Source organism: Phenylobacterium sp. (assembly GCF_036502675.1).
Classification (GTDB): domain Bacteria; phylum Pseudomonadota; class Alphaproteobacteria; order Caulobacterales; family Caulobacteraceae; genus Phenylobacterium.
Genome location: NZ_DASXYF010000010.1, coordinates 26,280 through 40,165, shown reverse-complemented (window position 1 = coordinate 40,165; position 13,886 = coordinate 26,280). Strand labels below are relative to the sequence as shown.

The window sequence follows — 13,886 nt, the reverse complement described above, 5'->3', positions numbered from 1 at the left end:
GAACCCGGGTACAAGACCCCATTCGCGGTCGCGGTGTCGGCGCCGCAAGGACTACTCGCGGTTACCAACACGCGCGAGGTACGTCGCAGCGAGAGTGGTGGCCTGGTCCGTTTCGAGTTCGAGGAGTCGCCGCCATTGCCTACGTATCTGGTGGCGATCGCGGTCGGGGCTTTCGACGTGCGTAGCGGGCCCGCCGGCGCGCTGCCGGTGCGCCTGCTCGCGGACGCGGGCAAGGCCGGCCTCGGGGCCCTGGCACTGGCCGCGGCTCGCGGCGAGCTGGTCGAGCTGGAGCGCTACTTCGGGCGCGCCTATCCGTATTCGAAGCTCGACCTGCTGGCGGTGCCGAGCTTCGGCGCGGGCGCCATGGAGAACGCGGGCTTGATCACCTTCCGCGAAGAGCGGCTGCTGCTGGGCGATCACGCGTCGCTGGCGATGCGCGTCGGCACGGACAGCATCATCGCGCACGAAGAGGCGCACCAGTGGTTCGGCGACCTGGTGACCATGGCCTGGTGGGACGACCTCTGGCTGAACGAGGGCTTCGCATCCTGGATGGAGAACAAGGCCACCGACCACTTCCATCCCGAGTGGAACCTCTGGCTGCAGACCGCCGAGGGCCAGCAGCGCGCCATGGCGCTCGACGCCCGCACCGGCGCCCACCCGGTGATAACCCCGATCCCCGACGTGCTCGCCGCCGGCAACGCCTTCGACACCATCACCTACCAGAAGGGCCAGGCGGTGATCCGCATGTTGGAGGCCTATGTGGGCGAAGACGCCTTCCGCGACGGGGTGCGCCGCTACATCGCCCGCCACGCCTACCGGAACACCGTCACCGCCGACCTCTGGGCCGCCCTGGACGAGGGCGCCGCCCGCCCTGTCGCCGGGATCGCCGACGACTTCACCCGCCAGGCCGGCGTGCCCCTGATCCGCGCCGAGGCGGCGGACGGCGCCTTGCGCCTGGCCCAGGGCCGTTTCGCCGCCGAGGGCGACGCTGCCCCGCGCACCTGGCGCACGCCCGTGGTGATCCAGCCGCCGGGCGGCCCGACCGTCCGGGTGATGGTGGCGGGCGGCCGCGCCGAGCCCGGGCTTGCCTTGGTCCCCGGCGCCGTCGTCAACGCCGGCCAGGTCGGCTACTTCCGCACCGCCTACGCCCCGGCGCTGTGGGCGCCGCTGATGGCGCGCTTCGCGACGCTCCCGGCCGCCGACCAGCTCGGCCTGCTCTACGACGGCCGCGCGCTGGGCGAGGCCGGCGTCGTCCCCGTCGCCGACGTCCTGGACATAGCCCGCCGCATCGGTCCCGACGCCGATCCCGTGGTGCTGGCGGCGCTGGCCGACCAGCTCCGCGCCCTCGACGACTATTACGACGGCCTCCCCGGCCACGCCGCCTTCCGCGCCTATGCGCTGGCCCGCCTGCGCCCAATCCAGGTGCGCCTGGGCTGGAACGCCCGGCCAGGCGAGCCGGACAACGCCGTCGTCACCCGTGCCGCGGTCCTCAAGGCCATGGGCGTCTTCGGCGACCCGGCTGTCCTGGCCGAGGCCGGCCGCCGCTTCACCGCCTACCGCGCCGATCCCGCCGGCCTCACGGGCTCCGACCGCGAGACGGTGCTGGCCATCGTCGCGGACCGGGCGGACGCCGCCGCCTGGGACCAGCTCCACGCCCTGGCCGTCGCCGCCCGCGATCCCACCGACAAGTCGCGGCTTTACCGCCTGCTGGGCGCCGCCCGCGATCCCGCCCTTGCGGAGCGGGCGCTGAAGCTCGCCCTCTCCCGCGAGCCGCCCGCCACGGTCACGCCGGCCCTGATCCGCTCGGTGTCGCGTAACCACCCCGACCGCGCCTTCGATTTCGCGCTGGCCCACCGCGCCCAGGTGGAGGCGAGCCTGGAGCCAGTCTCCCGCGTCAGCTTCCTCACCGAGCTCGCCGCCCCCTCGCGCCGCCGCGCCGCCGCCCGGCGCATCGAGGCCTTCGCCGCGACCCTGCCGGCTTCGGACCGCGGCGAGGCCGACAAGGCCGCCTCCGCCATCCGCTTCCGCGCCGAGGTCATCGAAAAACGCCTCCCCGACATCGACCGCTGGCTGGCGTCGAACCCGGGTTGAGCGGATCCTGCCCTCCCTCATGAGGGTCATCCTCGGCTGCAGTGCGAAGCGCGGAATGCCGAGGATCCACCGAGGTGCAGGACGGCCTCATGACGACGTCCCGGGGAGAGGGAAGATCGCGGGTTTGGAGAACTGCGATCGCTGTCGAACGCGCCGCTGTCCGAAATCAATATGTTAGCGGGCAAGCTTTAGGCTCCGCGCCCCCGGGACGCCTTGACGCGGACGGCACGCCTGTTGCACGGCGCCATGTAAATGTACCTTTCCGGGCGCAGGCCCGCGCGCTTTGGCGTGGAATAGAGGTTCCGGATTGCCGACTGTCGCATTCGTCAGCCCCAAAGGCGGGGCCGGGAAGACCACCGCGGCCCTGCTGCTCGCCCTCGGCTTGAGCGGCAAGGGGCTGCGGGTGGCGATGATCGATTCCGACCCCAACAAGCCGCTGGTCCACTGGGCCTCCCTGCCCGACTGCCCGGCCCGGATCAGCGTCCACCCCGCCCCGACGCCCCAGGACATGCGCGACGCCCTGCGCGAGGCCCAGCGCAAGCAGCCGGACTGGATCATCCTGGACACCGAGGGCTCGATCCGCGGGGCCATGGTCTTCACCGCGCTGCGGCTCGACCTGGTCCTCACCCCGCTCGCCGCGTCGCAGCTCGAAGCGATCCAGGCGATCAAGGCCGCCGAGATGGTCACCCAGTTCGGCCGCCGCCAGGGCCGCGACCTGCTGCACCGCGCCCTGCTCACCCGCGTGCCCGCCGCCGTGCGTCCGCGCTCCATCAAGCAGGTCGTCGCGCAGCTGCGCGCCTGCGGCATCGACCTGTTGCCCACCGCCCTGATCGAGAAGGAGGCCTTCCGCACCCTATTCGACATCGGCGGCGGCTTCGAGTCGCTGGAACGCCACGGCTCCCACGGCCTGGCCTCCGCCCGCGCCAACGCCGCCAGCTACCTCGACGCGGTGCTGGAGCTTCTGGGCGAGGCCCGCGCCCCGGTTGCGGCGGTCTGAGGCGCGAGGGGGCGTCAGACGCGACTGCGCCGCCCTGCTTCGGTCAATTATCCGACCAAGTTCATGGTTAACGCGATGCGCAAAGGGCCTTGCGCGTTCTTGCCGGCGCCCGCACGACTTCAGTGACGCGTCGCCTTCGCGCCGGCGCGGGAGATTCGCATGCCGCCCGAGAGCAAGGACGCCGAGACCAACCCCTTCGCCCGCCGCAACCCCTGGGGCCTGTCCCAGCCTGGGCCGATCAGCCTGACGCCGCCGCCCGCGCCCCGCGCCGCGCCGGGGCTGCAGCCGGTCCCCCAGCCCGTCCAGCCGCAGACGGCCCAGCCGGCGCCCTCTCCTGCCGCCGCCAGGGCCCTGCCGCCGCGGCCGACCCGGGGCGGCGTCCTGACGGGGTCGGCCCTTCCCATGGGCGGCGCCCGCTTCGGCGCCAGCCGGCCGCCGCCCGCCGCGCCGGCGCAGATCCCGCACGCCGCCGAGTTGACGCCAGCGCAGACGCAGGCGGCCGTCGCCCAGGCCCTGGACCCTGAGCCCGGGTTCACCTTTCCGCCAGCCGCCGGTCACCCGGCCCCGCCGACGCCCAGGCCTGCACCGGCGGACCCGGTCGCAGCACCGGTCGAAGCCCAGCCCGCCGGCCGGCGGATCCCCGACCGCACTCTGCTCTACACAGGCGCAGGCGCTGCGGCGATCATGGTCCTCGCCATCGTCTTCGCCGTGCTGCAGCCGCCGGCCGGCCCGTCCGCCCTGCCACCTCAGGCCGCCGCACCGGGACCGGCCATAGGCGCCCGGCCCGTCCTCATGGAGGCCGTCGTCGCCGCGCGGCCCCAGGGGGCCGAACCCGCCGCGGAAGCCTTGCTGCGCCCCACACCCGCCCAGCCGCCCGAGACCGCGCCGGCGCCCGCCGCCGACGCTGCGGTCCCCGCCGCCGCCGTGACGGCGCCCGGCCCCGAGCCCGTCCGGGCGAAGGTCGCCGAGGCGCCGCCGCGCCGCGCCGCAGCCCGTGCTTCCGTCCCGCGCAAGTCCAGGTCGGTGAGCCGGATCCCGCCGGCCGACAACGCCATCCTCAACGATCCCGAGACGCCGATGCCCAGGCGGCGACCGGATGCGTTCGCAGCGACGACCGGTGACTAGGAGGGCGACAGCCGGGGCGAGTCCCGCTCCTACGCCGCCGCCGCCGCCTTCGCGATCTCCCGCTCATGGATGTAGTCGCGGCTGATCGGCAGGGCGTCGACCCGTTTGCAGAGCTGCACCTGCGCCACCATCTGCGTCCCGTAGCGGAAGCCCAGCTCCGCCGAGGCGAGGTAGTATTCCCACATCCGCCGGAAGCGCGCCTCGTAGAGGTCGGGGATTTCCGGGTCGGCCATGAACCGCGCCCGCCAGTGGCGCAGGGTCTCGGCGTAATGGATGCGCAGGATCTCGATGTCGGCGATCCACAGGCCGGCGTCCTCCACCGCCGCCGTCAGCTCCGACAGCGCCGGGACGTAGCCGCCGGGGAAGATGTACTTGCGGGTGAAGCCGTTGGTCAGCGACGGCGGCGTCATCCGCGCGATGGTGTGGATCACCGCCACCCCGTCGTCGGTGAGCAGCCGCTTCACGGTCTCGAAATAGGCCCGCAGGTTGGGCGCGCCCACATGCTCCAGCATCCCCACCGAGACGATGCGGTCGAAGGGCCCGTTCAGGTCGCGGTAGTCCTTGAGCTCGAAGCGCGCCCGCTCCGCCAGCCCCGCCTTGGCCGCCCGCTCCTGCGCCAGCGCCAGCTGTTCGGTCGACAAGGTCACCCCCGTCACCTGCGCCCCGTGCTCGCCCGCCAGCGTCAGCGCCATGCCGCCCCAGCCGGAGCCGATGTCCAGCACCCGCAGCCCCGGCGCCAGGTCCAGCTTGGCGGCGATATGCGCCTTCTTGGCCGCCTGCGCCTCGTCCAGCGTCATGCCCGGCCGCGGAAAATAGGCGCAGGAGTACTGCATATCGGCGTCCAGGAATCGCCGGTAGAGATCGTTGGAGATGTCGTAGTGGTGCGCCACGTTGCGCCGCGACGCGGCGCGGTGGTTCGCCTGCTGCAGCCGCCGCAGCACCGCCTTGCGCAGCCGCTTGGGCCAGGCGTCCCGCCCCTTCGGCGACCGCGCCCCGCTGCGTCCCGCCATCTCCAGCAGATCCCACAGGTTCCCCTGCTCGATCACCAGGTCGCCGTCCATATAGGCCTCGCCCAGCGCGACGCTGGGCTGGGCCGCGATGCGACGCAGGCCACGCCGGCTCAAGCGAATCACCACCGGGGGTCCGGTCCCGTCGCCCGCCCGGTGCGTGCGCCCGCCCGCCAGGCGCACCGTAAGGTCGCCGGTCTTGATCATCCGGCCCAGCAGAGAGTCGATCATCCGGGCAATTTAGCCGCCGAACCCCGCCCTCGCCCAGGCCTATCCGGCGCAGGTTGACTCCGCGCCTGGGATAGCGCGCACTTTCCCGACAGAAGGTCGTGGGCGGGAGGAGACCATGACGCAGGTCAGATGCCATTGCGGCGCCGTGATCATAACGGTGCCGCAGCCCCCGACGGAGGTCACGGAGTGCAATTGCTCCATGTGCCGCAGGGTCGGCGCGCGCTGGGCCTATTACCCGCCGAGCCAGGTCCGCGTCGACAAGGTGGGCTCCACCCAGCCCTACGTCTGGGGCGAGCGGATGATGGCCTTCCACCGCTGCCGCAAGTGCGGCTGCGTCACCCACTGGCAGAGCCTCAGCGCCGCCCAGCCGCACATGGCCGTCAACGCCCGCATGATCGACGAGGTGGACTGGTCCAGGGTCAAGATCCGCCACTTCGACGGCGCCGACACATGGACCTACCTCGACGCCGCCCCGGTCTACACCCCGTCGGAATGACCCAAGCGGGCTGACCGCCGAAGCTTCGACCACAATACCGGTCTTGCATGTCCATTCGGCAGCGCATTTGATTGCGGCAAGACAGGCGTCCGGCGGGGCGCTGGGAGGGGACCGCATGGGACGGCTGAACGGCAAGACGGCGCTGGTGACCGGCGGCGGGCGGGGCATCGGCAAGGCCATCGTGGGGCGGTTCGCCGAGGAAGGCGCCCGCGTGGCCATCGTCTATCGCGCCGACCGCGAGGCGGCTGAGGCGGTGGCGGCGGGCATCGTCGCTGGCGGCGGGCAGGCGCTGGCGATCCAGGCCGATGTCGGTCGCACGGCGGACATCGCCGCCATGTTCGCCGCGCTCGACGCCGCCTGGAGCGACGGCGCGCAGCACTATCTCGACATCGTGGTCAACAACGCCGCCCACGGGAGCATCTCCAGGTCGTTCGACGCCGTGACCGAGGACGAGTACGACAAGCTGATGGCCATCAACCTCAAGGGGCCGTTCTTCGTCATCCAGTCCGGCCTGCGCCGGATGCGCGACTACGGGCGGGTGATCAACATCTCCTCCCTGGGCGCACACCGGGCCTATCCGGACGTGCCGGTCTATACGCCGGCCAAGGCGGGGCTCAACGTGCTGACCGCCCTGCTGGCCCGCGACGCCGGCAAGCGCGGCATCACCGTCAACGGGATCTCGCCGGGCGCGGTGGAGACCGACCTGGCCAAGACCCGCCAGCAGGAGCCCGGGCGGCGCGAGGATTACCTCAACCGCACGCCGCTCGGCCGTCTGGGCCAGCCCAACGACATCGCCGACGTGGCGGTGTTCCTGGCCTCCGAAGACGCGCGTTGGCTCACCGGCGTCACCATCCAGGCCACCGGCGGTTTCGGGCTTTGAGGCCGGCCGCCACGGCCTCGGTCTCCCGATGCTGCGGGTCGAACATGTCGGCCCCGGTCATCGCCCCGACGGCCAAGGCCCCCACCGCCGAGGGCGGGTTGTGACGGCGCCTGAAGCGAATGCGGAAGAGACGGCGTCGGTCGCCGAGGCGGATCGGTCCCGGCAAGGCTATCCCACTCCGTTGCGGGCCTGGTGGTCGGTGGGGGTGCTCACCGTACTCTATACGCTGTCGCTTTTGGACCGGCAGGTCCTGGCCCTGCTTGTGTCCAATATCCGAGCGGACCTGCGGATCAGTGATTTCGAGATGGGGGTGCTGCAGGGAGTCGTCTTTTCGCTATTCTACGTCACCTTCGGCCTGGGCTTCGGTTGGCTGATCGACCGGTTCTCGCGGCGCGGGATGGCGTACCTGGGCGTGACCATCTGGTCGCTGGCGACGGCGAGCTGCGGCCTGGCGCACAACTTCATTCAGATAATGGGCGCGCGGTTCGGGGTCGGCGCAGGAGAGGCGGCGTTGAATCCGGCCGCCTATTCCATACTCAGCGACACCTTTCCCAAACGGCGCCTGTCGCTGGCGATCTCGGTGTTCGGGATGGGCGCCTATCTCGGTACGGGGGCCTCGCTGCTGCTCGGCGGGTTCCTCATCGCGTCGCTGCCGGCGCACGGGATGACGGTTCCGGTGCTGGGCCACCTGCAGACCTGGCGCGTGGTGATGCTGATCGCCGGACTGCCCGGGCTGCTGCTGGCGCTTCTGATCTGGACCATGGCCGATCCGCCGCGCCGTGAGCGGCTGCAGGGCCGCAGTTCGCTGCGCGACACCTTGCTGTTCATGCGCTCCCACTGGCGGTTCTTCACCGGTCACTTCCTCGGCTTCGGCCTGTTGAGCGCCGCCAGCAGCGGCTCCCAGGCGTGGGCGCCGACCTATCTGGTCCGACACTTCGACATGCCGATCAGCCAGGTCGTCGGCATCCTCGCGACCGTCACCATCCTCCCGGGCATCGCCGGCGGCTTGTTGTCGGGCTATGTCGCCGACCGGCTGTTCGCACGCGGGCGAACCGACGCCCACCTGCGGTATTTCGTCGTTTCCGGCGCGGTCGAGCTGCTCGCGCTGGCGGTGGCGATGACCGCCAACCGGCTGGATGTATTCATCGTGTTCTCCGCGTTGTTCGCGGCCGCCACCGGCTACGCCGGAACCGCCCCGGCCGCCCTGCAGCTGGTGACGCCCAACAATTATCGCGGCCAGGTCTCATCGGCGTATCTCTTCGTGTTCAACCTCGTCGGCGGCGGCCTGGGACCGACAATGGTGGGCGCGCTGACGACCTATCTGTTCCGCAGCGACGCGAAGGTGGGCTGGGCCGTGGCGCTCAATGCAGCGCTGATGATTCCGCTCGCGATCCTGGCTTTCATATTCGCGATGGGACCGATGCGGCGCGCCGTCGCCGAGAGCGCCCGGTGGAGTTCCCCGGCGTCGGATTGATTTCTCGAGAACTCCAGCCGCTCACAGAGGTGGCGCGGCCAAGGCGCCGGGCGGCGGCGGAACGCGCGCCGGGCGGGCGGATGCGGCGCTCTCCCAGCCGCCGCCGAGCGCCAGGAAGACCGCCACCTGGTCATCGGAGAGCTGGCGCCACGCCGCCGCCAAGACCGACTCGGCCGAGGCCTGCGAGCGTTGCGCGTCGAGCAGGGACAGGAAGTCGGTCTTGCCGGCCCGATAGAGCCGCTCCGCATGGCCGGCCGCGATCCCGGCCTGCCGGCGGGCCGTCTCAAGGGCCGCCTCGCGCTGCGAGTCCTCGGCGTAGGTGTTCAGCGCGCTTTCCGTCTCGCGCAACGCGTTCAGCACCACGCCGTCGAAGCGGGCGACGCGGGCGGTCACGTCGGCGTTGGCGCCGGCGATGCGCGCCCGGGCCGCGTTCCGGTTGAGTCGCCAGCTCAGGCCGGGGATCAGGCGGTAGCCGTTCGTCGCCGGCGAAAGCGCATCGGCCAGCAATCCCGTGGAGATCGCCGACAGATCGAGCCGCACGGCGGGATATAGGTCGGCCGTAGCCACCCCGACGCGGGCGGTGGCGGCGGCGATCTCCCGCTCCGCCGCGCGGATGTCCGGCCGCCGGCGCAGGAGGCCCGCCCCGTTCCCCACCGGGAGCGGCGCATCGAGACGCGGCGGGACGGCGCAGCCCTCGACGTCAGGGGGATAGGCCGCCGGCGGCGCGCCGGTCAGGGCGGCCAGGCGAAACAGCGCGTTGCGCTGTGCGGCGCGGAACGTCGGCAGGGCCGCCTGCAGCTGGGCGACCTGGACGCTCGTCCGGGCCACGTCGAGATCGGTGGCGCGGCCGGCCTGCCTCAACCGGCGCGTCGCCTGGGCGCTCTGCGCCTGCAGCGCCAGCGAGCGGCGGGCGACGGCCAGTTCGGCCCCCGCGCCGCAGGCGTCCGCATAGGCGCGCGCCACATCGGCCGCGACGGTGACCCTGACGAGGTCATAGGCCGCCTGGACCGCCTCATCCTGCGCCGAGGCGGCCTCGACGCCGCGGCGCAGCCGGCCGAACAGGTCGACCTCGTAGGAAACGTCGAAGCTGGCGTCATAAGCGAAATTGGGCGGCAGCGGCCGGCCGATCAGGTGGGCTTCGCCGGACATCTCCGCATAGCCCGCGCCGGCCCTCAGCGCCACGCCGGGCTGGCGTGCGACCCTCGCCTCGCGGAGTAGCGCCTGGCTGCGCTCCAGGTTCGCCGCCGCCACCCGCAGGTCGGTGTTGGCGGCGAACGCCTGGCGGATCAGGTCGTCCAGGCGCGGGTCCTGATACAGCCGCCACCAGTCCGCCGGGGCGTCCGCACGCGAAAAAACCGGTTCGCCGCCCACGAACGGTCCGGCCGCCGCCGCGGTTCTGGCGACCGCGCCCGCCGGCGGACCGGCGTAGTCCGGCCCGACGGCCGTGCAACCGGCCAAGGCGAGGGCGCCGAGCGCCCCGACGAGCGCCGCCCCCCGCGTCACGGCCGCAGGTCCCACCAGGGACGCGGCGATCCGTGCGGCGTCAGGACGGTGACCGTCGCCGTGCGTCCCGCGATCAGCCGGATCGGGCCGGGAGTCCCGTCGAGCGCGACGCGCACCGGCACGCGCTGGGCCAGCCGCACCCAGCTGAAGGTGGGGTTGATATTGGCCACGAGGACGCCGTCCGTCGCCCGCTCGCGGTCGGCGATCGCCCCGGCGATGCTGTCCACGTGGCCATGCAACACCCGAGCCTCGCCCATGAGGCGGATGCTAACCCTGTCTCCGACCCGGATGCGCGGCAGCTTGGTCTCCTCGAAATAGCCGTCGACGTGCACGCTGTCGGCGTCCACCAGCGCCAGCGCCGGACGGCCGATCGTGAAGTAGCCGCCGGGACGCAGGTCCAGGTTGGTCACCGCGCCGTTGACGGGCGCATAGATCCTGGCGCGCTGCAGATTCAGCGCCGCCGCCGCACGGTTGGCGACCGCCTGCTCCAGCGTTGCGCGGCCCTGTTCGACCCTCGCCCGGCTCTGGTCGCGGGTCTCCGCGGAAATGAGGTCCGGCAACTTGTCGTTGCGGTGCGCTTCGCGTTCGGCCTCGGCCAGGGCGGCGCGCGCCCCATCGACGGCGGCGCCCGCCTGCTGCAGCGCGACTGCCGAGCGGGCCGCATCGAGCACGAACAGCAGATCGCCGCGACGGACCAGCTGATTGTCGCGCACGTGGACCTCGGTGACGAAACCCGCGACGTCCGGCGCCACCGCGACGACATCGGCGCGCACGCGCCCGTCGCGCGTCCAGGGCTCGAGCTCGTAGCGGACCCAGATCGCGCGCGCGGCCACGACGGCGGCGAGCACCAGCAGCGCGGTGACGGCGATCCGGATCCAGCGCGGCGGCCGCGTCATGACCAGCGCTCCACCAGGTTGGCCGATGCGGCGATCGCGCAAACAAGCCCCCAGAGCGTCACCGTTAGGGCGAAGTCGAACAGCGCCGGGTGCCAGACGAAGCGATACAGCCCGGCCAGGGTCAGCAGCCGCCGCAGCAACGCTGTCAGCGCCAGGGCGAGGAGCGCATAGGCCAGGATGGCCGGGATGAAGATCCCGAGAAGGTCGAACTCGCCGATCATGCGGAGCTCCCCTGAACATAAGGCGGCGCCTGCGGAAACAGGCTTCGCCGCAGGCTGACCAGGGCATGGGCGCCGGCGCGACGGCGAAGGTCCACCGGCGATCCGTCGGCCGCGGCGCCAAGCGCCCGGTCGAGGTCCGCCAGGGCGGAAGCCGCCAGCTCGGGCGGCGCACCCAGGTGCTCCAGTCCTCCGCTACGGCTGAGGGCGCGATATCCTCGGCCGATCTCCGCCAGCAGGCGCCGCGCGGGGGCCTCGCCTTCCCCGAGGGCCGCCACGGCGGTCTGGAGCTGCTGCAGGTTGAGGGCGCCGCGGACCTCGCTCAGAGCCTCGGAGGCGCTGCGGTCGTCGCGCACCGGCGTCAGGGCGAGCCGGCCGGTAAGCAGGCCGACCCGATCGACCATCCGGGCCACGAGACTGGCCCGGTCCGGCGGAACCTCGGCGCCCGCCAGGGCGGCCAGCTCACGCCAGCCGGCGCACAGCACGCGGCGGGCGAGCCAGGCGGCGCTGACCGTGCGCAGCAGGCGGTTGGCCAGCAGCCCGGCGGCGATCCCGAACAGAAGCGCGAACGAGGCGTTGAGGAAGCCGGCGAAATCGGCCGTGTAGCGGTCCGTGAGCGCCAGGCTGTTGCACAGGGTCAGCACGACGACGAGCGCCGGCAGCGCGGTGGTCGGGCGGGTCATGAAGTAGCCGCTGACGATGAACGCCGGCGCCAGGACCAGCGCCAACAGCACGAAACCGTCCACTCGCGGCAGGATGGCGAATTCATAGAGGCACACCACCGCCAGGGCGACCAGACTCCATCTGAGGAAGACGGTGAAGGCCGGGACCGGATTCTCCTGCGCGGCGAGGATGCTGCCGAACACCCCGATCCCGATCACCGCGAGGCCGCCGTCCGGCCAGCCGGTGGCGATCCACAGGGCGCAGGCGGCGAGCATCGCCAGCATCACCGGCGCCGCGGCCAGCAGCGCCAGTACGGGATCGCTGTGCAGGGTCGCGCCCGGCCGCCTGACCTCCGGGTCGTCCAGGCGGGGGATCGATGGCGACTCGGACTCCACCGCATGGCGCAGGTCGCGCAGCTCCTGGACGACGCGCACCAGTTCGACGGCCCGATCGACCAGGTTGCCGAGGACCAGGTCCCGCCAGGCGGCCTGCGCCCCCAGCGGCGGATCGAACGTGCGCAACGCGTCCGTCAGCGCCGCGCCCCCGGCGCGCGATCCGTCCGGGTCGCCGATCCAATGGGCCGTCCGCGCCAGCACGTCCTGGAGCTCCGGCGAGGCGGCGGCTTCGGCCTGCAGCACCGCCAGGCGATCCGCGATGGCGACCGCGAGCGGGGGCGCCAGCCCCATCCGGTCCTGGATGGCGTAGATCAGCCGCCGCGTCACGGCCAGGTGCGAGGTGTCGAAGGGCAGATGGGTGGAGAGGATCCGAATGTCGGCGATATCGGCGAGCAGCTTGCGGCGCGCCAGGTTCTTCGCGTCGTCCTGGCGTCCCGCGAAGATCTCCTCCGCCCAGGTGCGGGCGTCCCGCAGCCAGCCCTGGACGCGTCGCCGCAGCGCCTCCCCCACGCTCTGCGGGAAGAACAGGCTGTGGGTGAGCGCCGTGCAAAGCACGCCGAGGACGATCTCCTCGACCCGTGCGACGGCGACGGCAAACACCGTCTCCGGTTGTCCGACCGTGGGAACGGCCACGATCACGGCGGTGTAGCCGGCGAGCAGGAAGACGTAGCTGCGGGGCGTGCGGTCGAGCAACGAAAGGTAGATGCAGAGGCCCGTCCAGCTGCAGAGCGCCAGCGACAGCAGGGCTGGGCTGTTCACCAGGGCCGGCGTGACCATGACGGCGACCGCCGCGCCCAGCAGCGTCCCGAATATGCGGTAGATCGCCTTGGAGCGGACTGCGCCGGAGAGCGGCTGGCTGGTGATGTAGACCGTGAGAAGCGCCCAATAAGGCCGCGGCAGGCCGACGGCGCAGGCGATGTAGAAGGCCAGCATCGCGGCGGCGAAGCTGTTCAGCGCGAAGATCAGGCCCGGTGTGCGCGGCGGCATCGCTCTCAGCCCACGACGCGCCGCGACGGGGGCCGACCCCATGGCAGGCCCGCAGCCTCATCGCGGAAGCGGGCCGGCCAGACGAAGGAGGTCGGCAGATGGACGCCGGTCATGGTTGGCCTTGAGAGTTGTTGGTCTACATGCGCTCGGAGGTTCAGGATTGCATGGTCAGAACCATGCGGAACCTGACCTTGCCCGCCATCATCCTGGCGTAGGCCTCGGGCGCCTGCTCGAGAGGCATGGTCTCGATCATGGCGGCGACCCCGGTGAGCACGCTGAACTTCAGAGCCGCGTCGCCTGTGGCGGGATTTCCGGTCAGCGCCCCTTCGATCGAGCGGGCGCCGAAAAGCGGGTCGAACGTCGAGACCTCGATCGGATCCGTGACGCCGAGCGCGATGACCTTGCCGCGCGGGCGCAGCCCCTTCACCACCTGCGCGGTCGCCTTGCCGCCGGACGCGGTCGCGATCACCAATGCGGCCCCGCCCAATTCCTGCAGCGCCTGGCCCGGATCGGTGGACACGCTGTCGATGTAATGGTGTGCGCCGAGCTTTCGCGCCAGCGCCTCCCTGTCCGGCCCGCAACGCCCGCAGCTTCCACCCAGAAACCCCGCGCCGAGCCTGTCGATCACGCCCGCCGCCTCGTGTCCCGGCGCCCGCGGCCAGGCGATCGGCAACACGCCCTCGACCGTCGCCGCGTCGGTGTGGCAGACGCCGCAGGCCCCGACACAGATGCGGACATGGCCTGGTTGCGGATCGACCAAAGGCTTGCGGGTCAGCTCGATTTTGCCGGGGCTGACGGCCTCGGCGGCCAGGTAGCTGACTTCGGTCCGGGACATCTTTCCTCTCCGAGGATCGCACGGAGAAGCTAGGGGCCGCCTTCGTCGGTTGGGAGGTCGTAAATGCCCCTTTTCCGGCCATTGCCGC

At 72.0% G+C, this 13,886-nt stretch carries 12 protein-coding genes; 6 read left to right on the top strand and 6 right to left on the bottom strand.

The window, feature by feature from the left end:
• Positions 1-135 precede the first annotated feature (135 nt).
• The 3 genes from VGL30_RS01515 to VGL30_RS01505 all read left to right on the top strand — a co-directional run bounded on the left by VGL30_RS01515 (position 136) and on the right by VGL30_RS01505 (position 4,213).
• Positions 136-2,091 (top strand): M1 family metallopeptidase, encoded by a 1,956-nt coding sequence (locus VGL30_RS01515; RefSeq protein WP_331536047.1) that lies wholly within the window; start codon positions 136-138, stop codon positions 2,089-2,091.
• Between the two features lie 307 nt (positions 2,092-2,398).
• Positions 2,399-3,088, top strand: a complete 690-nt coding sequence (locus VGL30_RS01510; RefSeq protein ID WP_331536045.1) for a ParA family protein — start codon at positions 2,399-2,401, stop codon at positions 3,086-3,088.
• Positions 3,089-3,247: 159 nt separating this feature from the next.
• Complete coding sequence (locus tag VGL30_RS01505) at positions 3,248-4,213, top strand: hypothetical protein (RefSeq protein WP_331536043.1); 966 nt, start codon at positions 3,248-3,250, stop codon at positions 4,211-4,213.
• 29 nt (positions 4,214-4,242) lie between these two features.
• Here VGL30_RS01505 and VGL30_RS01500 read toward each other — a convergent pair whose 3' ends face one another.
• Positions 4,243-5,451 carry a cyclopropane-fatty-acyl-phospholipid synthase family protein gene (locus VGL30_RS01500; protein ID WP_331536041.1) on the bottom strand — a complete coding sequence of 403 codons (1,209 nt, stop codon included), beginning with the start codon at positions 5,449-5,451 and terminating at the stop codon, positions 4,243-4,245.
• Positions 5,452-5,650: 199 nt separating this feature from the next.
• Here VGL30_RS01500 and VGL30_RS01495 point away from each other — a divergent pair, with 199 nt between their 5' ends.
• The 3 genes from VGL30_RS01495 to VGL30_RS01485 all read left to right on the top strand — a co-directional run bounded on the left by VGL30_RS01495 (position 5,651) and on the right by VGL30_RS01485 (position 8,301).
• Positions 5,651-5,947: a hypothetical protein gene (locus VGL30_RS01495; RefSeq protein WP_331536039.1), complete on the top strand. Its 297-nt coding sequence runs from the start codon at positions 5,651-5,653 to the stop codon at positions 5,945-5,947.
• Between the two features lie 115 nt (positions 5,948-6,062).
• Complete coding sequence (locus VGL30_RS01490; protein ID WP_331536037.1) at positions 6,063-6,827, top strand: glucose 1-dehydrogenase; 765 nt, start codon at positions 6,063-6,065, stop codon at positions 6,825-6,827.
• 28 nt (positions 6,828-6,855) lie between these two features.
• A complete protein-coding gene (locus VGL30_RS01485) occupies positions 6,856-8,301 on the top strand; it encodes an MFS transporter (RefSeq protein ID WP_331536035.1) in 1,446 nt (481 codons plus the stop codon).
• A gap of 21 nt (positions 8,302-8,322) precedes the next feature.
• Here the strand turns inward: VGL30_RS01485 and VGL30_RS01480 are convergent, their stop codons facing one another.
• The 5 genes from VGL30_RS01480 to VGL30_RS01460 form a co-directional block, all read right to left on the bottom strand.
• The gene (locus VGL30_RS01480) at positions 8,323-9,804 is read right to left on the bottom strand and encodes an efflux transporter outer membrane subunit (RefSeq protein WP_331536033.1); all 1,482 of its coding nucleotides are present in this window, start codon (positions 9,802-9,804) and stop codon (positions 8,323-8,325) included.
• Positions 9,801-10,700: an HlyD family secretion protein gene (locus VGL30_RS01475; protein WP_331536031.1), complete on the bottom strand. Its 900-nt coding sequence runs from the start codon at positions 10,698-10,700 to the stop codon at positions 9,801-9,803. The genes VGL30_RS01480 and VGL30_RS01475 overlap by 4 nt, the downstream gene beginning before the upstream one ends.
• On the bottom strand, positions 10,697-10,921 hold the full coding sequence (locus VGL30_RS01470; RefSeq protein ID WP_331536029.1) for a DUF1656 domain-containing protein: 225 nt from the start codon (positions 10,919-10,921) through the stop codon (positions 10,697-10,699). The genes VGL30_RS01475 and VGL30_RS01470 overlap by 4 nt, the downstream gene beginning before the upstream one ends.
• The gene (locus VGL30_RS01465; protein ID WP_331536027.1) at positions 10,918-12,963 is read right to left on the bottom strand and encodes an FUSC family protein; all 2,046 of its coding nucleotides are present in this window, start codon (positions 12,961-12,963) and stop codon (positions 10,918-10,920) included. The genes VGL30_RS01470 and VGL30_RS01465 overlap by 4 nt, the downstream gene beginning before the upstream one ends.
• A 154-nt stretch (positions 12,964-13,117) precedes the next feature.
• Complete coding sequence (locus VGL30_RS01460; protein WP_331536025.1) at positions 13,118-13,798, bottom strand: zinc-binding dehydrogenase; 681 nt, start codon at positions 13,796-13,798, stop codon at positions 13,118-13,120.
• Between the last annotated feature and the right edge of the window lie 88 nt (positions 13,799-13,886).

Excerpts from the sequence above, each read along its gene's own strand:
- VGL30_RS01505 (WP_331536043.1), top strand. The coding sequence starts at position 3,248 with ATGCCGCCCGAGAGCAAGGACGCCGAGACCAACCCCTTCGCCCGCCGC.
- VGL30_RS01460 (WP_331536025.1), bottom strand. The coding sequence starts at position 13,798 with ATGTCCCGGACCGAAGTCAGCTACCTGGCCGCCGAGGCCGTCAGCCCC.
- VGL30_RS01465 (WP_331536027.1), bottom strand. The coding sequence starts at position 12,963 with ATGCCGCCGCGCACACCGGGCCTGATCTTCGCGCTGAACAGCTTCGCC.
- VGL30_RS01475 (WP_331536031.1), bottom strand. The coding sequence starts at position 10,700 with ATGACGCGGCCGCCGCGCTGGATCCGGATCGCCGTCACCGCGCTGCTG.
- VGL30_RS01485 (WP_331536035.1), top strand. The coding sequence starts at position 6,856 with ATGCTGCGGGTCGAACATGTCGGCCCCGGTCATCGCCCCGACGGCCAA.
- VGL30_RS01500 (WP_331536041.1), bottom strand. The coding sequence starts at position 5,451 with ATGATCGACTCTCTGCTGGGCCGGATGATCAAGACCGGCGACCTTACG.
- VGL30_RS01495 (WP_331536039.1), top strand. The coding sequence starts at position 5,651 with ATGTGCCGCAGGGTCGGCGCGCGCTGGGCCTATTACCCGCCGAGCCAG.
- VGL30_RS01490 (WP_331536037.1), top strand. The coding sequence starts at position 6,063 with ATGGGACGGCTGAACGGCAAGACGGCGCTGGTGACCGGCGGCGGGCGG.
- VGL30_RS01470 (WP_331536029.1), bottom strand. The coding sequence starts at position 10,921 with ATGATCGGCGAGTTCGACCTTCTCGGGATCTTCATCCCGGCCATCCTG.